The sequence below is a fragment of the Gordonia jinghuaiqii genome (assembly GCF_014041935.1).
GTDB classification, from domain to species: domain Bacteria; phylum Actinomycetota; class Actinomycetes; order Mycobacteriales; family Mycobacteriaceae; genus Gordonia; species Gordonia jinghuaiqii.
In genome coordinates, this window is sequence record NZ_CP059491.1 from 3070511 (window position 1) to 3096764 (window position 26254).

1 protein-coding gene is annotated in these 26254 nt (G+C 69.4%); it reads right to left on the reverse strand.

Going from position 1 to position 26254, the window contains the following annotated elements:
- A complete protein-coding gene (locus H1R19_RS13745) occupies positions 1-26229 on the reverse strand; it encodes a non-ribosomal peptide synthase/polyketide synthase (RefSeq protein ID WP_219849319.1) in 26229 nt (8742 codons plus the stop codon).
- Positions 26230-26254: the final 25 nt, after the last annotated feature.

Consider the following 26254-nt stretch of genomic DNA (forward strand, 5'->3'; position numbering starts at 1 on the left):
CTACGCGGGCCGGAGGTCGCGGTCGGCCTCGGCCAGCGCGGCGTCGATCTGCGGGCCGAAATGTTGCAGCGCATCGCTGCCGACGATGCCGAGATGATCGGTGTCGACGTCGATCCGGGTGATCGTCCCGCGCAGGAACGGTGACCACCGGTTCACCATCGCGTCCGGGTCGGTGTCACCGGCGGCGGCGACGATGAGGGTCGTGTCCCCGTCGAAAGGCCGCGGGCTGTGGGCGACAGTACGCTGCGCCGAACCCGCCATGCGGTGCAGCATCCGGTCGAAGGCATCGGCGGACAGCAGCCCGAGGTCCGTGACGCGGTCGCGGACCGCACGGGCGATGGCCTCCGGATCGCCGGATGCGGTGACCTCGTCGACGTCCACGACCTCACGCCACCCGCCGAGCAGATCGGCCACCGTGTCGCGGGCGTCGAGCGGTCCGGGCGACTCGCCTCGAGCCGCACCGTTGGTCGAGAACTGCTGCTCATCCGGCACGGACCCCTCCGGCGCGGAACCTTCCGGCGCGGAACCTTCTGGCGCGGAACCTTCTGGCGAGAAGCCTTCTGGCGGGCTGCCGTCTGCCGGATAGCTGTCGAGAAGCCCGAGGAACCCGACCCGATCGCCCCGGGAACGGAGTTCGGCGGCCATCTCGTGTGCGATGAGACCACCGATGGACCAGCCGATCAGGTGGTACGGACCCTCCGGAGCGATCCTCCGGATCTCCTCGACGTACCGCGATGCCAGATCCTTCACCGTGGCGTCGGCGGACTCACCTGCCACCACATACGGGTCCTGCAGGCCGTAGATAGGACGGTCGTCGAGGTGCGGGGCGAGTCCGCCGAACAGCCACGCCAGACCATCGGCGGGATGGACGCAGAACACCGGCGCCCGAGAACCGTCCGCACGCAGAGGCACGAGAACGTTGCCCGACACCCCGGTCGGGTCGACTCTCGATTCGGCATGGTCGGCGAGCCGGGCGGCGAGATCCCGCGGTGTGGGTCCGGCGAACACCCAGGCGACTTCGACGGGAATGTCGCTGCGTTGCCGGAGAAGGGACACGAGACGGACCGCCGACAATGACGTTCCGCCGAGGTCGAAGAAACCCTGTGCCGCTCCGGTCACCACCGAACCGGTGACCTCCGCCATGCACTCGGCAACAAGGATCTCCCAGCGGCCGGCCGGCGGTTCGACCGTTGCGGGCGTCTCGGGCTCGGTCGGTTCGGACGTCATGACCCGGGCGATCCGATCGTGGTCGGGACGTCCGTCGACGTGGCGGAGGATCTCGTCCACGACAACGATCGTCGCCGGGATGCAGTGCGGGGCGATGCGGTCCGCCAGGGCCCGGCGGATGCCGGACGAGCTGACTCCGCTCCCGGTCACCCACGCCCCGACCGCAGTGCTCGCGCCATCGACACCGCCGGTGGGCATGATGACGACCGCCGCCTCGGCGACGCCCTCGACCGTCGTCATCGCCTGCTCGACCGCGTCGAGGTCGACTCGCAGCCCGCCGATCCGAACCTGCCGATCGATGCGACCCAGGGTCTCGATGCGGAATTCGCCGGCGTCGCTCCACCGCGCCAGCATCCCCGTCGGCGACGCCGCACCGTCGCCAGAGATCTCGATCAGGTGTCCCGGGATCCGCGGCGGTACCGGTCGGCCCGCGGTGTCGACGACCCTCGGCCCGGCTCCAACCGCGGACGTCAGCGCGACATCCCCCAGAACGGCGGCTCCCTCACCGGTGACGACGTCCAGCATCCGCAGGAAGGAGTCGCGAATCACCTGCACCGTCTCGGGATCGAAAAGCGCGGCGGCGTAATCGATCTCGCCGATGATGACCGGGTCCGGGCCGACGAGGTGTTCCGCGAGTCCGACCGTCAGGTCGACCTTGGCCGGTGGCGGGCCGGCGTCCACGGGCTCGATGTCCAACCCGTCCACGGCCATGGCCGGGTTCGACGAACCGGCCGACGCGCCGGCCAGATAGTTGATCATCACCTGGACGAGTGGCGCATGTGCGGTGGAACGAACAGGCGAGAGCCGTTCGACCAGCGTCTCGAACGGGATGTCCGCATGGGCGAAGGCAGCGAGGTCGGCCTCGCCGACCAGGCGGAGGAGATCGTCGACGGTGTCGGCGTCCCGATGGGCGGTGCGCAACACGACGGTGTTGATGAACATGCCGATGAGTCCGGCCGTGGCCGGCTGGCCACGACCCGACACGGCCGCACCGATGCTGACGTCATCGACCTCGGCAAGCCGTGCCAGCGTCACCGCGAGCGCGGCATGACACACCATGAACGGTGTGATCCCGTGTGCCCGGGCGGTGGCCATCACCTTCGCGCTGCGCTGGACACCCACCTCGATGGGCAGACGTCCACCGGTGGCCTCGGTCACGGGCGGGCGCGGGCGATCGGCAGGGAGTTCGAGTGCCGCCGGGAGGCCGTCGAGGGTTTCCGCCCAGAAGGTGTACTGCGACGCCATGACCGACGACGGATCGTCGATGTCGCCGAGCACCTCGCGCTGCCACAGGGTGTGGTCGGTGTAGGTGACCTCAGGGGGCGCCGGCAGGCTCCCCCGGTACGCCCCGAGCAGTTCGGCGGCCAGGATCTGCAGTGACGCGGCGTCACCCGCGATGTGATGGATGACCACGACGACCCGGTGAGCAACCTCCGGTCCGTCGAGGCGGGCGATCGCCACCCGGATCGGCAGGTCGGTCGTCACGTCGAACCCCTCTGCGCACAGAGCAGTCGCGTCCTCGACTGTCGCAGCCGAGTCCCACCGCAACCGTGCGGCCGCGGTGGCGGCGTCGACGATGAGTTGTTCGGGGGTGCCGTCGTCTCCGAGCGGGTAGACCGTCCGCAACGGTTCGTGGCGCGTCATGACGCGCAGGACCGCGCTGCGCAGCGCGTCGGGGTCCAGATCACCTCGCATGTCGAAGGCGACGGGCATGTTGTACACCGGAGAGGTCACGTCGAACTGGTTGATGAACCAGATGCGCTGCTGGGCATACGACAACGGGATGTGCGCGGGCCGCTCGCGGGCGACGAGCGGATGCGCGGACAGTCGGCGATGAGTGAGTGTGCGCGCCAGCGCCCGGACGGTGGGAGTACGGAAGATGTCGCGGACGTCGACATCGACCCCGAGTCGCTCACCGATCCCGGCCACGACCTTCATGGCCGCGAGCGAGTTCCCGCCTAGGTCGAAGAACGGCACGGTCACCGACACCTCGTCGAGGCCGAGCACACCGGCGACCACCGCGGCGACTGCACGTTCGACGCCGTCCGCGGGCAGCACCACGTCGGTCGACACACTCGACGGGGCCGGCAGCGCACGGCGGTCGAGTTTGCCGGTGGCCGTCATCGGGACCGCGTCCAGGACAACCCATTGAGTCGGTCGCATGTACTGCGGGAGAGTCTGTTCGACACGCTCACGCACCGCCGACAGGTCGACCGTGCCGGCGAGGTAGCCGACGAGCACGTCCCCGGACGGGCCGCCGTGGACCGCGACCGCCGCGTGGGAGACGCCGTCGATCCGGGCCAGGATCGTCTCGATCTCCCCCAACTCGATCCGCTGGCCCCGCAACTTCACCTGGAAGTCCGCACGCCCGAGATACTCCAGGTTCCCGGAAGCGTTCCAGCGCACCAGGTCACCGGTGCGGTACAACCGGGCACCGGGATGGCCGGTCGGGTCGGCGACAAACCGTTCGGCCGTGAGATCAGGACGTGCCGCGTATCCGCGGGCGAGCTGGCCGCCGCCGACGTAGAGCTCACCGACGACACCGATCGGCGTCGGCTGCAACCGGTCGTCGAGGACCCATGTGGTGGTGTTGGCGTCCGGACGTCCGATCGGCACGGCCCGGTCACCGGACGAGAATCGGTACGCGGTCACCTCCACCGCCGCCTCTGTCGGCCCGTAGAGGTTGTCGATTCTCGCGGACGGCACCAGCTCACTCATCGCCTGCGCCGTGGCCGCAGGCAGGGCTTCGCCGGATGAGTTGACACGACGCAGGGAACCGAGCGCGTCCCGCCGTTCCGGGTCGTCGCCGATGTACTCGACGAAGGCGGCCATCATCGACGGGACGAAGTGGATCGAGGTCACCCGCGATCGCCGGATCTCGGCCAGCACATAAGCCGGATCGACGTGACGGCCGTCCTCGGCGATGACCAGGCGCGCTCCTGCCATCAGCGGTTCGAACAGCTCCGGGACCGACACGTCGAAGGTGACCGGGGTCTTCAGCATCACCACGTCATCGGGGCTCAGCGGGGCGCGGGTCGACATCCAGACGAGCCGGTTCAGCACGGACCCGTGACTCACCGTGACGCCCTTGGGTGTTCCGGTCGATCCGGAGGTGAACAGTGTGTACAGCGCGTTCTCCGGGCCGGGTCGGGCCGGTACCGCGCTCGGCTTCCGACGATCGGCCACGGGCCGTGACTCGTCGACGACCAGGACCTCCGGGGTGAGGCTCGAGACCACCTCGGGGCGGTCCACCCCGGTGAGTATCACCGCGATCGACGCGGCGTCGACCATTGCCGCCGCGCGTTCCACCGGCGTCGCAGGATCGATGCTGACGTAACTGCCGCCGGCCGCCACCACTGCATGGATGGCCACCACCAGTTCCACAGACCGCGGAATGCACACCCCCACCGACACATCGGGGCCGACACCGGATTCGGCGAGCCTGGCCGTCAGGTGTGAGACACGCGCACCGAACTCCTGGTACGTCAGGGTTCGTTCACCTGCGACGAGTGCTGTCGCGTCGGGTACTCGACGACACGCGGCCTCGACCGCGTCGGTCACCGTGGTCCACGGCACCGGCATCTCCGGACCGGCGACGAGCGCGGCGATCCGTGCGCGTTCGGCGTCGTCGGTGAGGTCGATGGTCCCGATCGGACGGTCGTCCCCGGCGAGGGCGTCGAGGACCCGTGTCAACCGGACCGCCACCGATTCGATGGTGGACTCGTCGAAGAGATCGGTGGCGTAGACGATCTCGAGCGCCCAGGGCATGTCCTGTCCGACGGTGACCGCAACGGTCATGTCGAGCTGGGTGGTGCCGGTGGTCGCGACGATCGGCTCCAGGCTCATCTCGCCGGTCGACACTCCGCCGAAAGCGGCTGCGCCGGGGTCGGTCTCGGGGTCTGCGGTCTCGGGGTCGGCATGCAACACCGACAGCATGACCTGGCTGAGCGGGGCGAAGGCCTCCGAACGGACCGGCGCCAACCGGTCCACCAGATACTCGAACGGAACGTCGAGTCGAGCCAGCGCATTGACATCGTCAACGCGTACGCGGTGTAGGAAATCGCCGATCGGCAGGTCGGGCTCGACCTCGGTGCGCAGCACGATGGTGTTGACGAACATGCCGACCAGGTCATCGAGTTGCGCATGTCCGCGGCCGGCGACAGGCGTGCTGATCACGATGTCACGGGTGGCCGACAACCGCGCGAGCACGATCGACAGCGCTGCATGCACGAACATGAACTCGGTGACATCGGAAGCGCGCGCCGCGGCGGCGATCCGTGCGGTCAACTCGGCCGGGATGTGCGTGGAGATGCGTCCGCCCCGTTGCGATGCGACGGCAGGCCGCGGATGGTCGGTGGGCAGCGCGAGAAGCTCCGGCGCACCCGACAGCCGATTCACCCAGTACCCGGCCTGCGCGCCGAGGATGGAGTCCGGAGAGTCGATGTCGCCCAGGACGTGCCGCTGCCAGAGGGCGTGATCGGCGAACTGGATCGGCAGGTCCTCCAGCTGCGGCGCCCGACCTTCCGATCGTGCGACGTATGCGGTCCAGAGGTCCGACATCAGTGGTCGCATCGACTCGCCGTCCGCCGCGATGTGGTGCAGCACCACCACGACGATGTGCTCCTGCGCGCCGAGTTCCACCACGCGGACGCGTAGCGGAATCTCGGTGGTGACGTCGAAGGCGTCGGTGGTCAGGAAGTCAGGGGCGAGGATGTCGCCGGCCAGGATGTCGCCGGCCAGGACGCTGTCGGCGCCGGCGGGTCCGGGATTCTCCTCGGCCGAAGCAGTTGCGGCGTCCGATGTCTCCCAGCGCAGCAGTGTGCGGGCCTCCTCCACCGGCAGGATGTGTTGGTAGGGCTCACCGGCGTCGGCGGGGAAGACCGTTCTGAGGACCTCGTGGCGCGCGAGAACATCGACGACGGCCTCCCGCAACGCGTCACGATCGAGGTTGCCGCGCAGTCGGACGGCCATCGGGATCGTGTAGGCCGCCGAGTCCGGTTCGAGGCGGTTCAGGAACCAGATGCGTTGCTGCGCATAGGAGAGCGGGATGCGCGGCGGTCGCGGGTCGGCACGGCGCAGCGGCGGCAGTGGCGGTTCGGCGTCGTACGCGGTGTCGATCCGGCGGGCCAGCAGCCGAATCGTGGTGGCCTCGAACATGTCGCGAACCCCCACCCTGACACCGAATGCGTCGCCGGCCCGTGCGCCCAGGCGCGTCGCCGACAGCGAGTTCCCGCCGATGTCGAAGAAGTCGGCGGTGACCGACACGGTCTCGAGTCCGAGGACGTCGCGCACGATGGCGGCGAGCACCCGCTCGGTGTGTGTGGACGGTGGCACGTGCTCATCGACGGGGTCTCCGGGGCCGATCTCGGTCAGCCGGCCACGATCGATCTTGCCGACGGGGTTGCGCGGCATCACGTCGACGACGGCCAGCCGTGCCGGGATCATGTGCGGCGGGAGTTGCGCCGCGAGATGCTGTCGGAGGTCGGCGATCTCGGGGCGACGATCCGGGTCGAGCGGCTCGACATATCCGGCCAGCGCGGTGATCGGGTTCCCGACACCGATGACCGCGGCGGTCCGCACGGCCGGATGTGCGGTCAGGGTGGACTCGATGTCGCCGAGTTCGAGACGCTGTCCGCGCAGCTTCACCTGGAAGTCGGCGCGGCCCACATACGTGAGTTCATCGGTGCGCGAACGGCGTACGAGATCACCGGTCCGGTACATCCGGGACCCGGGCGCGCCGAACGGGGCGGGAACGAATCGCTCGGCGGTCAGCGCCGGTTGTCCGTGATAGCCCCGGGCCAATTCGTCGCCGGCGAGGTAGAGCTCTCCGATGACGCCCGGCGGTACCGGGTGGAGCCGCTCGTCCAGGACGTGGGCGGTCGCTCCGGGCACCGGCCGGCCGAGGCGGACCGGCTCGTGGGCGCCCACCGGCGTCGAGGTGACGCTGATGATCGTGGTCTCGGTCGGCCCGTACCCGTTGTGGAACCCGACCCCCGGGGCCCACCGGTCCTTCTCGGAGTCCGGCACGGATTCGCCGCCGACGAGCACGTTGGTCATGGGGAGCCCGGCGGGGTCCGGCAACGATGCCGCCACCGACGTCACGAGGAATGCATGGGTGGTGTCGTGCGTCGTGATGAAGTCTGCGAGGTCACGGCCTCCGACGATGTCCGGCGGGGCCACGACGAGGGTTGCGGCGCTGCCGTAGGCACCGAGCACCTCGAGGATCGCGGCGTCGAACGCCGGTGAGCTGATACCGAGCCACCGTGCGCCTGGTCCGGATTCGTGGCGGTCGCGCAGAACGGTGGCGACACCGGCTAGGCCGCGGTGGGTGACGAGCACACCCTTGGGCACTCCCGTCGAGCCGGAGGTGAAGATCATGTAGGCACCGTGATCGGCACGCAGGGTCCGCACGCGCGGCGGCTTAGCGATGGGTGTTCGCGTACGCAGGTCGTCGGCTCGGCCCGCATCGACGCACAGCCACCGGAGACCGGCCGCGGCCGGATCGTCGGCGAGAGCGTCCACCGAACCGTCGGTCAGTCCCAGCCGGGCGCCGCTCGCGGCGACGACCCGCCGGATGCGGTCCGCCGGATACCGCGGATCGATCGGGCAGTACACCGCACCGGCCTTGGCCACCGCCCACAGCGCGAGCTGCACGTGCGCCGAGCGTGGGAACGCGCACACGATCACATCGTCGGGGCCCACCCCGAACTCGATGAGCTCACCGGCCAGACGGGAGCTGGCCGAGTCGAGTTCGGCGTAGGTCCAGCTACCCCCTGCGTCGACGACGGCGATGTGGTCGGGACGTGAGCGGGCGGCGGCGGAGAGCAGATCCGGGAGCAGGGTGATCGCGGGGTCGGGATCACCGGACACGAACGGGAGCATGTCCTCGTCGTCGCCCAGCAGCGCGAGGTCACCGACCGGGGTGGTCATGTCGTCGACCGCGGCGGACAGGAGTGTGACGAAGCGGTCGGCCAGGCGCCGGGCGTCGGCCTCGTGGTACAGGTCGGTGGCGAAGGTGAGCGTCCCTCGCCAGGGAGCGCCGTCCGACGGGTCCGTGACGACACCGACGGTGAGGTCGAGTTTCGCCGAGGTGTCGTCGACGGCAACCGGTTCGATGTCGAGATCCGCCGCGCTCAACCCTGCCGGGGACGACAGTTCCGAGGTTGTCAGCAGAACCTGGACCAGCGGCGCATGCGCGGGGGTACGTGCGATGTCGAGTGCATCGACGACATCGTCGAACGCGACGTCGGCGTAGGTGAGCGCGTCGAGGTCCACCTCGCGCACTGCGTCGAGGAAGTCGACGAAACGTTGGCCGGGGTCGAGTGGCGTGCGCAGTGCGACGGTGTTGACGAACATGCCGATCAGGTCGTCGGTGTCACCGTCGCGGCCTGCGGTGGCCGTTCCGATGACGACGTCCCGACTGCCAGACAGCCGCCCCAAGACCGTGGCGAGGGCCGCGTGCAACACCATGAACGCGGTGGCACCCGTGATCCTGGTGACCGCGGTGACGGCCCGGGCGATCCGCCCCGGGATGACGAACTCGAGTGTCGCGCCGCGCATCGTGGGCGTCGCCGGGCGCGGATGGCTGGTGGGGAGGTCGAGGAGGACCGGCGCTCCGCTCAGCTGTTCTGTCCACCAACGACGATGCTCGGCGACGGCGTCGGCCCGCCGGGCGACGGCGAGCACGTGGTCCGCGTACTGAGCACGCAACGGCACCCAATCCGGTCCGCGACCGTCGCGACGCGCGAGATAGGCGGTCAGGAGGTCGCGCGCGAGCACCGGCCCGGACTCGCCGTCGGCGGCGACATGGTGGATGGTGATGACCAGCAGAGCCCCGTCGACGGGGTCGGTGTGCAGTCGTGCGCGCAACGGCCGGTCAGCGGTGAGGTCGTAGGGTTCGGAGACCACGGCGATGGCTTCGGCTGCGGAATCGACGGCCCGCCAATCGAATGCACTGTCGTAGGCCGCTGAGATCACCTGGTGCGGGCGCCCGTCGGGCCCGATGGGATAAATGGTCCGCAGAATCTCGTGACGGGCGACGACGTCGGCCAGCGCTGCTCTCAGGTGGTCGGCCTGCACGCTCCCGTGAATCCGGAACGCGAACGGGATGATGTAGGACGCCACGGCCGGTTCGTACTGGTTGATGAACCACATCCGCCGCTGCGCGCTCGAAAGGGGCAGGACGTCCGGTCGGGTCCACGTCGAATCATGTTCGGACAGCGCCGAGGTCGATGCCGCTGCGACCGCGGAGTCGATGATCCCGGCGAGTCGACGTACCGTCGGCGCGTCGAAGACGGTACGGACGGTGACCTCGACGCCGTGCATCCGGCCGACCCGTGCCGCGACCCGCGTGGCGGCCAGCGAGTTGCCGCCGAGGTCGAAGAAGCTGTCGGTGACCGAGATCTGTCCCGCATCCGGCCCGGCCAGTCCGAGCACGTCGGCGAAGACCTCCGCGATCGCGTTCTCGGTGGGAGTGGCCGGATCCGTCCGTGCCCCCGTGGCGAACTCCGGGGCCGGCAGAGCCTTGCGGTTCACCTTGCCCGCGGTGCTGAGTGGCAGCTCGTCGAGGACGACCCATGAGGTCGGCCGCATGTAGGTGGGGAGTTGTTCGGCGGCGACACGTACGGCGTCGAGGTCGACATCGGTTCCGGTGAGATGCGCGACGAGTTGCTCTCCCGCAGGCAGATCCATCACCGACACCACGACCTGGGCAACGCCCGGGGTGGTGGCCAACACCGTCTCGATCTCCCCCAACTCAATCCGCTGACCACGCAACTTCACCTGAAAATCAACACGCCCCAAATACTCCAACTCACCCACACCACTCCACCGCACCCGATCACCAGTCCGATACAACCGCGAACCCACCCCACCACACGGATCCGCCACAAACCGCTCCGCAGTCAACCCCGACCGCGACGCATACCCCCGAGCCACCTGCACACCACCCAAATACAACTCCCCAACCACACCCACCGGCACCGGCCGCAACCGCGAATCCAACACCCACACCGACACATTCGGCACCACCCGACCAATCGGCACCACCACCTCACCACCACCGACCACATACGACGTCACATCCACCGCAGCCTCAGTCGGCCCATACAAATTCACCACCCGCACAGACGGCACCAACCCCCGCAACCCCACCACCGCACCCACACCCAACGCCTCACCCGAACAAAACACCTGCCGCAACGACCCCAAACCCGAACCACCCGAACCACCCGACAACTCCGAACCACCCAGCGCATCCACAAACACCGACAACATCGACGGCACAAAATGACACACCGACACACCAAACCGCTCCACCACCGACGCCACATACCACGGATCCCGATGCCCACCCGGCTCAGCAACCACCACCGACGCCCCAACCATCAACGGCCAGAACAACTCCCACACCGACACATCAAACGACACCGGCGTCTTCCACAACACCACATCCCGCTGCCCCACCCCGAACAACGACTGCATCCACCCCAACCGATTCACCACCGCAGCCTGCGACACCGTCACACCCTTCGGCCGACCCGTCGACCCAGACGTGAACAACGTGTACACACCCGCCAACCCCGACACCTCCCCCACACCCGCAACCACCTCACCCAACAACCCCGCACCCTCAACACCACCAACCACACCACCAACCGAAACACCATCAACCGAAACACCCACCCCCTCACCACAATCCACCACAACACGCTCAACCCCACCCGGCACAACCACCCCACCATCACCCGCCCGAACCAACACCACACCCACACCCGCCGTCGACAACATGAACCCCACCCGCTCCACCGGCGCATCCACCTCCACCGGCACATACCGCCCACCCACAGCCACCACCGCATGCACCGCCACCAACAACTCCAACGACCGCGACATCACCACACCCACACCCGAATCAACACCCACCCCCAACCCCGACAACACCCGCGCAACCCCCGCCACCAACCCACCGAACTCCCCATACGACACCACCCGATCACCACACCGCACCGCCACCGAACCCCACGACAACCCCACCCGCTCCGCAACAACAGACCCCACCGACCGACCCGACCACCCCAACCCCACAACCTCACCCACCGACCACTCCGCAATCGCGGCACGTTCGGTGGGGTCGGTGATGTCGACATCTCCGACGATCACCTCGGGGTCGGCGAGTCCGGCGGTCAGCACGTCGACGATCCGGGCCCCGATACGTCGCACGGTGCGGTCGTCGAACAGGTCGGTGGCGTAGACGATGCGACCCGTGAGCGAGGTCAGCGCACCCGTCGCACCGCGGTCGGCGGTCATGCCGATCATCAGATCGAAACGGGCGGCCGGGGCACCGGCGTCGACCGGCGTGATCGTGAGCCCGGGCACGGAGATGTCTCCGGTCGACGACTGTTCGAGGGTCAGCAACACCTGGGTCAGTGGGGCGAATGCCTCACTGCGGGCGGGGGCGAGGACGTCGACGAGGTGCTCGAACGGAACATCGGCGGCGGCGAATGCATCGAGGTCGGTGGCGCGGATGTGCCGGACGGTCTCGCCGAAGGTGGCTCCCGGGTCCACCCGGGTACGCAGGACCAGGGTGTTGACGAACATGCCGACGAGGCCGTCGAGCTCGGCGCGTCCGCGCCCGGCGACGGGAGTGCCGACCGCGATGTCGGTGGAGGCCGACAGCCGCGACAGCACGACGGCCACCGCCGCGTGCAGCACCATGAAGACGGTCACCCCGTGCGACTTGGCGAACTCGTCGACCGTCCGCGCCAGATCGTCGGGGAGATCGAGTTCGGCGACGGCCCCACGGTGGGACGCGACCGGTGGCCGAGGCCGATCCGTCGGCAGTTCGAGCACGTCGGGGAGGTCGGCGAGCTGCGTCTGCCACCACCGTGACTGACCACCGAGTTCGGAAGCCGGGTCGTCGACCGACCCCAGGCTGTGCTGCTGCCACAGGGCCACATCGGCGTACTGGACAGGCAGCGGCGGCAGATCGGGCTCGAGCCCCGCCACCCTCGCGCCGTAGGCGCGGAGCAGGTCATCGACCAGCGGGGCAAGGGATTCGCCGTCGGCGGCGATATGGTGCAGCACGACGACCAGCACGTGCTCATCGTCGTGTCCACCCTCGCCACCGGCAACGATCCCGGCGCGGATCGGTAGATCGCGGGTGACATCGAACGGTCTGGACGGAAGCGTTGCAGCGTCGTCACCCGCCCACCACTGGTCGACCGTGACGTCACCGGCCGGTGCGATCTGCTGCCACGGCCGGCCGTCGAGATTCTGCGGATATCGGGTGCGCAGGACCTCGTGCCGACTGATCACGTCACCGAGAGCCGCGCGCAGGGCGACCGTGTCGACCCTGCCGCGCAAGCGCATGGCGAACGGGATGTTGTAGGCGGGCGAGGCCGGATCGAACTGATTGATGAACCACATCCGTTGCTGCGCCGCCGACAACGGCGGCCGGGGCGGGCGCGGGATGGTCCCGAGTTCTGGCGCCGTGACCGGGAGAGACAGTCGGTCTGCGCCCGACTCGCCGAGCGCGTCATCGATCCACGACGCCATGTCGCGTACGGACGGCGTATCGAAGAGCTCCCGCACACCGAAGGGCACCCCGTAGGTGTGCGTGATCCGGGCTGCGACGCGTGTGGCCGACAGCGAATGCCCACCGATGTCGAAGAAGCTGTCGGTGACCGAGATCGACTCCGCACCCGGCTCGGCGTGACCGAGCACGTCGGCGACGATCTCGGTCACCGCGAGTTCGGTGGGAGTGGCCGGTTCGACGACCGTCCGTGACGCGAGCACCGGCGCGGGCAGGGACCTCCGGTCGATCTTGCCTGCGGTGCTCAGTGGCATCTCGTCGAGCACGACGTAGGTGTCGGGCAGCATGTACGACGCCAGACGGCGGGCCGCGTGTTCCTGCACCACGGGCACATCGGAGTCGTCTGGGCCCGAGATGTAGGCGACGAGCCGGTCGTCGCGCACCGTCACCGCCGCCGCCACGACGCCCGGGGTGGTGGCCAACACCGTCTCGATCTCCCCCAACTCAATCCGCTGACCACGCAACTTCACCTGAAAATCAACACGCCCCAAATACTCCAACTCACCCACACCACTCCACCGCACCCGATCACCAGTCCGATACAACCGCGAACCCACCCCACCACACGGATCCGCCACAAACCGCTCCGCAGTCAACCCCGACCGCGACGCATACCCCCGAGCCACCTGCACACCACCCAAATACAACTCCCCAACCACACCCACCGGCACCGGCCGCAACCGCGAATCCAACACCCACACCGACACATTCGGCACCACCCGACCAATCGGCACCACCACCTCACCACCACCGACCACATACGACGTCACATCCACCGCAGCCTCAGTCGGCCCATACAAATTCACCACCCGCACAGACGGCACCAACCCCCGCAACCCCACCACCGCACCCACACCCAACGCCTCACCCGAACAAAACACCTGCCGCAACGACCCCAAACCCGAACCACCCGAACCACCCGACAACTCCGAACCACCCAGCGCATCCACAAACACCGACAACATCGACGGCACAAAATGACACACCGACACACCAAACCGCTCCACCACCGACGCCACATACCACGGATCCCGATGCCCACCCGGCTCAGCAACCACCACCGACGCCCCAACCATCAACGGCCAGAACAACTCCCACACCGACACATCAAACGACACCGGCGTCTTCCACAACACCACATCCCGCTGCCCCACCCCGAACAACGACTGCATCCACCCCAACCGATTCACCACCGCAGCCTGCGACACCGTCACACCCTTCGGCCGACCCGTCGACCCAGACGTGAACAACGTGTACACACCCGCCAACCCCGACACCTCCCCCACACCCGCAACCACCTCACCCAACAACCCCGCACCCTCAACACCACCAACCACACCACCAACCGAAACACCATCAACCGAAACACCCACCCCCTCACCACAATCCACCACAACACGCTCAACCCCACCCGGCACAACCACCCCACCATCACCCGCCCGAACCAACACCACACCCACACCCGCCGTCGACAACATGAACCCCACCCGCTCCACCGGCGCATCCACCTCCACCGGCACATACCGCCCACCCACAGCCACCACCGCATGCACCGCCACCAACAACTCCAACGACCGCGACATCACCACACCCACACCCGAATCAACACCCACCCCCAACCCCGACAACACCCGCGCAACCCCCGCCACCAACCCACCGAACTCCCCATACGACACCACCCGATCACCACACCGCACCGCCACCGAACCCCACGACAACCCCACCCGCTCCGCAACAACAGACCCCACCGACCGACCCGACCACCCCAACCCCACAACCTCACCCACCGACCACTCCGCAATCGCGCCGGCCATTCCCGTCGGCATCGGATCGAGTGCGGCGATCGGCACGGTCGGGTCGTCGACGATCGCGTCGATAAGGTCGGTCACGGAGGCGGCGATCACCTCGGCGACGCCCTCGTCCACGGCGTCGAGGTCCACCCGCACCGTCAGGGAGAGATCGTCACCCTCGGGTGCTGCGATCAGTGCCAGCGGGTAGTGGGTGGCATCGGAGGTGGAGACATCGCGGATGGCGAGCCCCGAGGTGCGCGAGCCGTCCATCACTGCGTCGGTGTCGACCGGGTAGGACTCGAACACCACCAGGGTGTCGAAGAGGGCGGGATGCCCGGTCGCGGCGGTGATCTCACCCAGTCCGAGGAACTGGTGGTCGACGATCCCCGCTCGCGCGTCGTGCAGGGCGGTGATCAGATCGGCGAGTGTCTGACCCGGGTCGGTGTCGGCGATCACCGGGACGGTGTTGATGAACAGACCGATCATCGCCTCGGCGCCGGCGAGATCGGCGGGGCGGCCGGACACGGTCTCGCCGAACACCACTCGCCGGTCGCCGGTCAGCCGCGACAAAATCAGTGCCCAGACCGCGTGCAGCACGGTGCTTGTCGTGGTGCCGAGTTCGCGTACCCGCCTCTCGAGGGCGGCGCGCGTGGCACCCGACACCCGGAGAACGACCTCGTGCGACCGTTGCTCGTCCCGATCCCGGCGTGCGGTGCGATGCGGGGCGATCAGGGTCGGAGTGGCGTCCGCGAGGCGGCTCCGCCAGGCGGCGACCGCGGCGTTTCGATCCCGACGGTCGAGCCACTCGAGGTACGACGCGAAGTCGCGGGGCGGCGTGATCGCGGGCCGGCCCAGATGCGCGGCGAGCAGATCGGCGACGAGGACCGGTCCGGACCACCCGTCCACGACGATGTGATGGGCGGTCACGACCAGTGTGTACGCCGGCCCCGTGCCGGTCCGGTGCGAGATCGCGGTGAAGCGGATCAGCCGCGGCGACCCGAGGTCGAACCGCCTGCCGAGGTCCTCCTCCGCGATCTCCGCAATACGCTGCGCCGCTTCTGTTCCCGACAGATCGGTCAGATCGAGCGCGCGAAAGTCGGGGTCGGTCGCAGCTGGATGATGGACGGGCGGCACGACCACCACGAGACGCCCCGACGACGTTCGGGTGAACGACGACCGCAGAACTCGTTGCCGGGCCAGCAGCTCACGGACCGCCGGGAGGAGGGTCTCCGGCCGATGATCTCCGTCGAACTCGATGATCGACTGCGTCACATATGGATCAGAGTCGGCGAGTCGCTCTGCTTCGTAAAAGAGGCCCTGCTGCAGCGGGGTCGTTGGCCAGATGCACGCCGCTGCCCAGGTCCGGCTGTCCGGGTGCGACGGACCTTCGGTGAGAGTGTGGACCAGATGGTCGATCTCGGCCTGGCCGAGCCCGCCGCCGATGATGTCGGTCTCACTCGGTCCCGGATCGCCCACGGCGTGGACGTATTCGAGCAGTGACGACAACGCCGAGTCGATCCGGTCCGCGATACCGGCCAGGGCCGTCCGGTCGAGGAACGCCTCGGGCGCGGTGAGGTCGATGCGCAGTTCGCGGCCGTGCTCGGTGACCACCGCGCCGGCCGTGACCGTGAGACCCGCGAGGGCCATCATGTCGCCACGTGCCGACGGCGGCAACGACGGCGCATCGCCCGCCGGGACGAACTCCGTCGCCGCGTCGGAGTCCTCTCCGGGTGTCCCGCCGGCCATGGTGCCGAGGTAGTTGACGGTGATGTCAGGGAGATCACGGTCGGCCAGCGGCGAACCCGTCCGCAGCCAGCGCAGGGGGCCGAACGCGATGCCGTTGTCCGGGGTTCGTGCCTGGGTGTCCTTGAGCGACTTGACCATCGCGGCCAGATCGTGTCCGGCGCCACCCGGTGCCGGAATGTCGAGCCGCACCGGCACGAATGAGGTGAACCACCCGACGGTCTCGCTCAGATCGGCGCCGTCGGCGACTCCCTCTTCCCGGCCGTGGTACTCGAGCATCATCGAGACCGGGTTCGGTTCGCCCGCTGTGTTCGGTTCGCCCGCCGGGGGCCCTGACGCCCGGGCGACGGCCGCCGCAAGCACCGTGTCGGCGCGCGCCCCGAAGGCCTCGGTGACCCGGCCCAGGATCTCCTCGCCCCGATAGGCCTCGACGACGTGACTCACCGAGACCGTGGTGCGGAGCCGGTCGCGTGTCCGGTCGAGACGGCGCGCGGTCCCGGCCGGAGGCAGTTGCCGTGCCCACCAGTCGATCTCCTCGGTGCGGCCGGCCAGTCCGGCGAGCACCTCCGCCCAGCGCCGGAACGATGTGCCGTCGACCGTGACCTGAGGCTCTTCACCCGCTCGCACCTGCCACCACGCGCGGGCCAGACCGGACACGATCGTCGGCCACGACACCGCGTCGACGCCCAGGTGATGGATGGCGATCACCAGGCGTCCGGTCCCGTCGGTCAGGCGCACCCCCATCGCCGCGACCAGGCGTCCCTGCACGGGAGAAAGCGTCGCCAGTGCTCGCGTGTGGGCATCGCGGATGGCGTCCTCGACGGCGGTGGAGCGGGGGACGGCGGCGGAGATCGCGGGGGCCTCGGCGATCTCGACGACGATGTCGTGCGCACTGCCCGCGCCCGCGACCATGATCGGGTCACCGTGGCGGTCCACCTGCAACGAGGCGGTCAGCATGGGATGAGCGGCGACAACCGCGGTGAGCACGGTGCGCAGGGCCTGCTCGTCGATGTCGGCGGGCAGTGTCAACACCGTGGCCTGGGAGAAGTCCGAGATGTCTGCCGGATCGTCGGACAACTCGAGCATCCAGGCCACACCGGGGGTGATCGCCACCCGGCCGACGGCACCGCCGGGCAACTCGTCGAGAACCCTGCCCGATGTCGTGCGCGCGAGACCGGCGAGTTCGCGGACCGTCGACGCGGCGAACACGTCCCGCGGTGTGACGGAGAACCCCGCGGCGCGCAACATCGAGGTCAGCCGGATGGAGGCGATCGAGTCGCCACCCAACTCGAAGAACGATCGGGTCACCGAGACGGACTCGACGCCGAGGACCGAGGCGACGATCCCGGCGACCACGCGCTCGGCGTCGGTCGTCGGTACAGCGGCTCCCGACGTCGGCAGCAGGTCGAAATGCGGGGTGGGAAGGGACTTCCGGTCGAGTTTTCCGGCACTGCTCAGTGGCGCCTCATCCAGGTACATCCACAGCGTCGGCCGCATGTAGGCCGGGAGTGCGGCCGCGACGGCGTCCCGCGCGGGCCCGACCGCGGCCTGAGCATCCGGACCGATGAGATAGCCGACGAGATGCTCGGCGCCGCCCGGTGTGCTCGCCAGGGTGACCGCGGCCTGGCGTACGCCGCCGACGGCCGTGAGCACCGCTTCGATCTCGCCCAGTTCGATCCGCTGGCCGCGCAGCTTGACCTGGAAGTCGGTGCGACCCAGGTATTCCAGGTCGCCCGACCGGTTGCGGCGGACGAGGTCGCCGGTGCGGTAGAGCCTGGTCCCGTGAGCGGCCGGATCGGCGATGAAACGATCCGCGGTGAGGTCCGGCCGCGAGGCGTACCCGCGGGCGAGCTGCACCCCGCCGAGATACAACTCGCCGGCCACACCGGCCGGGACCTGACGCAGGCGCGCGTCGAGGACGAAGACCTGCGTGTTCCAGACCGGCCGGCCCATCGGCACCACGTCGAGCCCCGCATCGGCCCCAGACCCGCCGGCCCCAGCCCCGCCGGAGCCGGCCCTGCCGACCGTCGCCCCGGTGACCTCGACAGCGGCCTCGGTGGGGCCGAACAGGTTGTGGACGTCGACGTGGGGTAGCGCCGCACGGACATCGCGCAGTGTCGAGGGCGGCAACGCCTCACCCGAGCAGTACAGGTGGCGCAGACTCGGCAGCACCGGCCCGGGCCCGTCCTGGTGGAGAACGGCGACGAACACACCGAGCAGCGACGGCACGAAATGCACGGTCGTGACGCGTTCGGTCTCGATCAGGCGCGCGACGGCGTGCGGGTCGAGGTGTGCGTCGTCCGGCGCGATCACCAGCCGGGCACCGACCATCAGCGGCGCGAACAGTTCGGGGACCGACACATCGAAGGTGGCCGGGGTCTTCAGCAGCACCGCGTCGCCGGGTCCGATTCCGAATTCGTCTATGCCCCACCGCAACCTGTTCAGCACGGACCGATGGCTGACCGTGACACCCTTGGGACGGCCGGTCGACCCCGAGGTGAACAGGGTGTACGCGGCGTGATCGGGTCGTTGCGGCAGAGCACGTTCGGCGTCGGTGACCGGTGTTGCGTCGAGGTCGACGGGACACGTCGAGTCGACGACGAGGGTCCGCCCGACGATGCCGTCGCCCCATGCGGGATCGCCGGTGACGAGCGCGATCTCCGCCCGTGCCGTCTCGGCCATGTATCGGACGCGGTCGTACGGGGCGTCGGGCGCGATGGGGACGTACTGCGCACCCGCGGCGATCACCGCGTGGACGGCGATCACGAGTTCGACCGACCGCGGCATGCAGACGACGACACAGTCCTCGGCCCGGACATCGGCCTCGATGAGCTCGAGCGCCAGCGTCGACACCCGTGCGGCGAACTCCCGGTGTGTGAGCGAACGCTCACCGGAGCGGAGGGCCACGGCGTGTGGGGCCACGCGACTGCCGGCGGCGATCGCCGACGCCAGGGTGTCTGCGGGAAGGTCGACATCCCGTCCGGACGACAGGTGCCGCTGCTCCCGGTACTCCATCTCGGTGAGCAGTGCGATGTCGGCGACCGGGACGTCGGCATCTGCGGCCACCGCGGTGAGCGTCGCGGTCAGCGCGGAGGCGATCATCTCGGCGGTCGCGGGCGCGAACAGTGCCGTGGCATAGGTGATCGACCCCGCGAGCCCGCCGTCCACCTCTTCGCGTACGCCGATGGTGAGGTCGAACTTCGCGGTGGTCTCGTCGGAGTCGACGAACTCGGCGTCGAGATCTCCCATGGACGCCCCGGATACCAGCGACGAGGCGGCGGCGGAGTGAACGAGCATGACCTGCGCCAGCGGTTCGACGTTCTCGAGGCGAGGCGGGTCCACGGCGTCCACGACGCGCTCGAACGGGACGTCGGCATGATCGAAGGCCGCGAGGTCGGCAGCCTTGACCCGGTCGAGCAACGCGCCGGCGGTGAGGTGCGCGTCGACGTCGACCCGGAGGATGACGGTGTTGACGAACATACCGATGAGTCCGTCGAGATCCTGGTGGCCCCGACCGGCGACCGGCGTCGCAAGCGCGATCTCGGTGGTCGCGGTGAGGCGCGAGAGTACGGCGGCGACGGCGGTGTGCGCGACCATGAACAGCGTCGCACGACGTTCGGCCGCTCGACGCCGCAGACCGGCCACCGTGCTCGCCGGGAGTGACCACCGCACGGTGGCGGCACGGGCATCCGGGGTACGGGGTCGCGGGTGATCGGTCGGCAGCGGCAGAACATCGGGAATGTCTCGCAGCCGTCCGGTCCAGTACGCCAGCTGCCGCGACATCTCCGACGCCGGATCGTTCGGTTGTCCGAGCCGGTGTCGTTGCCACACAGCATAATCCGCGTACTGCAGCGGCAGCGGCGACCATTCCGGGGCCCGCGCCGAACGCCGGGACGCGTAGGCGTATGCGATCTCCCCCGCCAGCACGGGCGCCGATTCCCCGTCGGCCGCGATGTGGTGCAGTGCGATGACGAGCACGTGCTCGGACGGCGAGGTGCTGATGATGCGGGCCCGCACCGGTAGATCGGTGGTGACGTCGAAGGGAACCGCGATGGTCTCACCGATCTCCCGCTCGACGAGCCCGTCGGAGCCGGCTCGCCCGGTGAGGACCGTGTGCCCGATCGGCACATGGTCGGACCAGTCCTCCAGGACGACCTGGACGGGTTCCACCGTCGTCGCCTCGGGTGCGGGCGCTGCCCCGTCGACGGCGACCGGTGCCGGATAAATCGTCCTGAGCACCTCGTGACGGTCGACGACGTCCCGGATCGCCGCACGCATGGCCGCCACGTCGAGATCGCCGCGCAGCCGCACGACGATCGGGATCACGTAGGCGGTGGAGGTGGGTTCGAACTGGTTGAGGAACCACATCCGACGCTGCGCGTACGAGAGTGGGACCGGATCGGGCCGCCGGATCGAACCCGGCATCGGTCCCGTCGGCGCCACCGCGTGTTCACCCGCGTCGAGTGCGGATGCCAGCCCCTGCACGGTCGGTGCGTCGAACAGGGCCCGCACCGGGATCTCGATGCCGAGGGTCGCGCCGAGTCGGGCGACGACCCGCGTGGCCGACAACGAGGTACCCCCGAGGTCGAAGAACGAGGCCAGCGCGGAGACGGTGCCGTTCCCCTCGGCCGCGGGGAGTCCGAGGACGTCGGCATAGGCCGCGGCCACCGCCCGTTCGGTGTCGGTTCGCGGATCGAGGTGTACGCCACCGCCGAACTCGGGACGGGGCAGGGCGGAACGGTCGAGCTTTCCTGTTGCCGCGAGGGGGATCTCGTCGATGGGGACGATGGCGGTCGGGACCATGTGGGCGGGTAGCCTGCGACCCACGTACCCCGTGAGGGCCGCGACATCCGGCCGGACCCCGCCGGATCCACGTACCCAGGACACCAGGACGGTCTCTCCCGACGTCGGGTGGGCGACACCCGCCGTGGTCGAGAAGTCCACCGCACCATGCCCTTCGAGGACGGCGTCGATCTCGCCCAGTTCGATCCGGAAACCTCGGATCTTGACCTGGAAGTCGCTGCGGCCGAGGAAGTCCAGTTCCCACTCCCCGGCGCGGCGCCGCCACCGGACCACGTCACCGGTACGGTACATCCGGCCACCCGGCGCCCCGAACGGGGCGGCAACGAAACGTTCCGCGGTGAGTGCGGTCTGTCCGAGGTAGCCCGCTGCCAGTGAGGCTCCGGTCAGGTAGAGTTCGCCGGCGACACCGGCGGGCACGGGATGCAGACGCGGGTCCAGTACCACCGCACTCACACCCGCTATCGGACCGCCGATCGTGACCGGGGCGTCGGGTCGTAGCGGTGCCGACGAGGTCGCCCAGACGGTGGTCTCGGTGGGTCCGTACAGATTCAGCATCGTCCGGTCGGCGGACCACGCGCGGACGAGCTCGGGTGAGCAGGTGTCACCCGCGACGCAGACCACGTCGAGGTCGGGGAAGTCTTGCGCCGAAGCGACATTCGGCACGGTGGCCAGGGCAGTCGGGGTGATGGCGAGGTGGGTCACCGCTTCGCCGGCCAGGATCTCCGCGAGCTCTGCACCGCCGGTCACACCGTCGGACACCACGACCATTCTCGACGCGGCCGCCACCGCGACGAGGGTCTCGAACACCGACGCGTCGAAACCCGGCGCGGCGAAGCGCAGTACGCGCGCGCCGGCATGCAGGCCGAATCGCCGGCGCGCGTCGGCCACCAGATCGGCGAGACCGCGATGGGTGACGGCGACGCCTTTGGGTCTGCCCGTGGAGCCCGAGGTGAAGATGACATACGCGGTGTCGTCGGCCCGCACTCCCCCGACGTCATCGATCCCGGTCGCGGATCGGTCCGCGGCATCGGACGACGCCGCGTCGAGGAACGTGTCCGCGTCCAAGAACGTGTCCAGGTCGAGCCATTCGGGACCGTCGGGCAGCGTGCCCGGCATCGACTGTGCCGCAACCGACGTCACGCCGAGTCGCGCGTCGATGGTGTCGACCATGTAGCGGCTCCGCTCGAGCGGCTGCCCTGGATCGATCGGGGCGACAGCCGCACCGGTGCGTGCGATCGCCCAGAACCCGACGGTTCCGGCCAGCGACCTCGGCGTGGCGAGTGCGATCACCGATCCCGGGCGCGCACCCTTCGCGCGCAGAGCACCGGCGAGGCGGCGCGCGGCGCGGTCGAGTTCGGCGTAGGTCAGGTGCCGCGACCCCTCGCTGACGGCGACGCCATCGGGATTGTCTGCCACCGCGGTGGCGAGCAGGTCGCCGAGCAGTACCGGCGATGACGCCAGCCGTGGCGCGCCCACCACCCTCTGCGACAGGTCCCGACCGTCCTCGCCGGTGGGCAGGTCGCCGATCGGGCTCTCGGGTGACTCGACGACGGCACGGGCGATGGCCATCATGCGATGACAGAAGGCCTCGACGGTGTCGGCGTCGAACAGTGCCGTCGCATAGGTCAGGACGACCCGGGTGTCCTCCCCGCGGGAGCGTCCGGGCGGGTCGATGACGGTGACCTGCAGGTCGACCTTCGCCGTGGTGACCGGCGGTTCGATCTCGGAGACGACGAGTCCGGGTAGCTCCACGGTCGGTCGGTCGGTGTTCTGGAACGCGAGGGCGACCTGGAAGAGCGGCGGTGCCGCGGTGCTGCGGGCCGCCACGACCTCCTCGACCACGGTCTCGAACGGCAGGTCGGCGTGATCGAGTGCGGTGATGTCGATCTCGCGGATCTCGGCGAGCAAGGTGGCGAAATCGGCATCGCGCCGCAGCGGCGTCCGCAGCGCGAGCGTGTTGACGAACATGCCGATGAGTCCGTCCAGGTCGCGTTCACCGCGCCCCGCCACAGGCGTGCCGATCACCACGTCCTCGCTGCTGCCGGAGCGGACGAGGGCGACCGCGAGAACCGCGTGGACGACCATGAACATGGTGGCGTCGAAACGATCGGCCAGTTCACGCAGGCCCGTCCACGTCTCGGCGTCGAACAACGCCGAGAGTTCCGCACCGGAGTCGTCGCGCACCGCGGTGCGCGGGCGGTCGACCGGGAGGTCGATGAGTTCGGGCGCTCCGGCGAGGCGGGCACGCCAGTGGTCGAGCTGTTGCGCGGCGAGCGACCCGGGATCGGCGTCGTCCCCGAGGATCTCGTGATGCCAGACCGCATAGTCGACGTACTGGACCGGCAGGGGCGCCCAGTCGGGCACCCGGCCCGCCAGGCGCGCCTGGTAGGCCTCGACGAAGTCGGCCACCATCGGCGCCACCGAACCGCCGTCGCTGATGATGTGGTGCACCACCAGGACCAGGATCCAGTCGTCGTCGCCGATGCGCAGCAACCGGGCGCGCACCGGTGCCGCGCGTTCGAGATCGAAGCCGCGGGTGGTGATCTCGGCGATGGTCTCCGACACACCGGTCTCGTCGGCGCCACGCAGGTCGATCGGCGGGTTCACCCGGATGTCGGCACCGCCTGATCCCGGACCTGCGATCACCTGCTCCGGCACGCCGTCCGGCGCGACAAAACGGGTACGCAGGACCTCGTGCCGCGCGATGAGGTCGTCGAGCGCCGCGGCCGCCGCCGCCGGATCCAGGCGGGCGTCGCCCCCCGATGGAAGCTGCCCTGCCGGGTTTCCGCGGAGCCGTAGAACAGCCGGGATGAGATAGCCCGCCCCGCCCGGGTCGAGCATCTCCAGGAACCAGATCCGTCGCTGCGCGGGCGACAGCGGTAACCGGCCCGCACGCGGGACCCGACGCAGCCGGGGCCTGCGGGCAGAAGCCGGTGAGGCACCACCGAGACGGTCGTCGATGATCGCCGCGAGGCCGCGGACTGTGGGCGAGGCGAACAGGTCTCGCGCCGACACCGACGTGCCGAAATCGTCGGCGGCGCGGGCGGCGACCCTGGTGGCCGTCAGCGAGTTGCCGCCGAGATCGAACAGCGAGGTGGTGACCCCGACCTCGTTCGCGCCCAGGATCTCGGCGACGAGCGCGGCGAGCGTTTCCTCGGTGGGCGTGGCGGGCGGTTCATCGGTTGCCGGGTCGTCGCCGACGGACGGTTCGGGCAGGGCATCGCGATCGAGCTTGCCGTTCACCGTGAGCGGGAGCTTGTCCAGCCACACCAGCAGCGTCGGCACCATGTAGTCGGGCACTGCCGTTGCCATTCGGGCACGGATGTCGTCGGCGTCCAACGGCTTTCCGTCGGTGGGCACGAGGTATCCGACGAGATGTTCGGTATCGCCGAGGGTCGCGATCACCGCGCCGGCCGCGTCGATCCCGTCGAGCGCCGACATCGCCGACTCGACCTCGCCGAGTTCGATGCGGAAGCCGCGAAGCTTCACCTGGCCGTCGCGGCGGCCCACGAACTCGATCGATCCGTTCCGCGCGACGCCGACATCGCCGGTGCGGTACATCCGGCTGCCCGGCGGGCCGAAGGGGTCGGCGACGTACCGCGTCGAGGTCTGACCATGCCTGCGCAGGAAGCCGCGGGTCACCTGGGCACCCGACACGTACAGCTCACCCGGCACACCGTCCGGGAGTGGCGCGAGCCGCCCGTCGAGGACGTGGACGCGCGAGCCGAGGAGCGGGGTGCCGATGTCGGACGCCGTCGCCTCCCCGACGAACGCGCGTGTCAGCTCGCGTCGGGTCATGTACACGGTCGTCTCGGTCGGCCCGTACATGTTGTTCAGCTGCGGGCCCGCCACATCCGCGCCCGGCCGGGTGGCCGATCCGTCGGCCACCCGGTCCGCCTGCCACTTGCGGACGTGCTCATAGTCCAGGAGTTCACCTGAGAAATGCAGGCGTCGTACTGATTTCGGGAGGGCACGGCCGTGTGGTGGCCGGAGAACCGCGCCGAACTGATAGAACGACGACGGGGTGAAGTTCACGACGGTGACGCCTTCGCGGTCGAAGACCTCGACCACATCGTCGGGCGCTCGGGTGGTGGCGTGATCGAGGACGACGAGGCGCCCGCCCGCGACGAGCGCGGCCCAGATCTCCCCCACCGACACGTCGAAGGCGTAGGAGTGGAACATCGACCACACGTCCTCGGGTGTGCTCTCGACCAGCGCGTCGAGGGCCACCAGCAGCGAGACCACGTTGTCGTGTGTGACGACGACACCCTTGGGGGTGCCCGTCGAGCCGGAGGTGTACATCACGTACGCGCTCGCGTGCGCGCCGATGCGTTCCGGTAGCGGAGCCGCGGACCCCGGATCACCCTGTGCGAGAACATCATCCAGTGTCGCCACCGGTGCGGGCATGTGTTGCCAGGCCTCGACGGTGTCGGGGTCGGCGAGAATCACCACCGGTGCCGCGTCGTCGACGATCGTGCTCAGTCGCGCGATCGGATGCGTGCGGTCCAGAGGCAGGTAGGCGGCACCGGTCTTGAGGACGGCCAGCAACGCCACGATGAGGTCCGCCGAACGCGGCATCGCCACACCGACGAGTTTCTCGGGCCCGGCCCCGAGAGCGGCGAGTGCCCGTGCCAGGTGGTCGGTTCGCTCGTCGAGGTCCCGGTAGGTGATCGACGCACCGGCGAGGTCTGTCAGTGCGACGGCGTCCCCTCGCCGGCGCGCGGCCACCCGGACGAGGCCCGGCAGCGACACCAGATCGCCGGTGCCGACGATCCCGGCGATGCGCTCCTCGAGTCCGGCGAGGATCTCGCCGGCGGCCACGGCGAGCTGCGCGGCGGTCAGCCCGGTGCGCGGCATCAGCGCCGTCACGGTGGCACGCACCGCGGCGGTGGGGTCGACACCGCGTTCGGCCAGCTTGACCGCCGACGCCGCGACACGGCGATGCAGCGCCCGGAAGGTGACCGGGCCTGCCGCACCCACCATGGCCTCGGACTCACCGTCGTGGGCCGCGGCGAGCGTCAGCAATCGCAGGATGCCCGGCTGCTGTGCCGAACCGGGGGACGAACGCCCCACCGCTCCTCGCGGAGTCGAGGTGTCC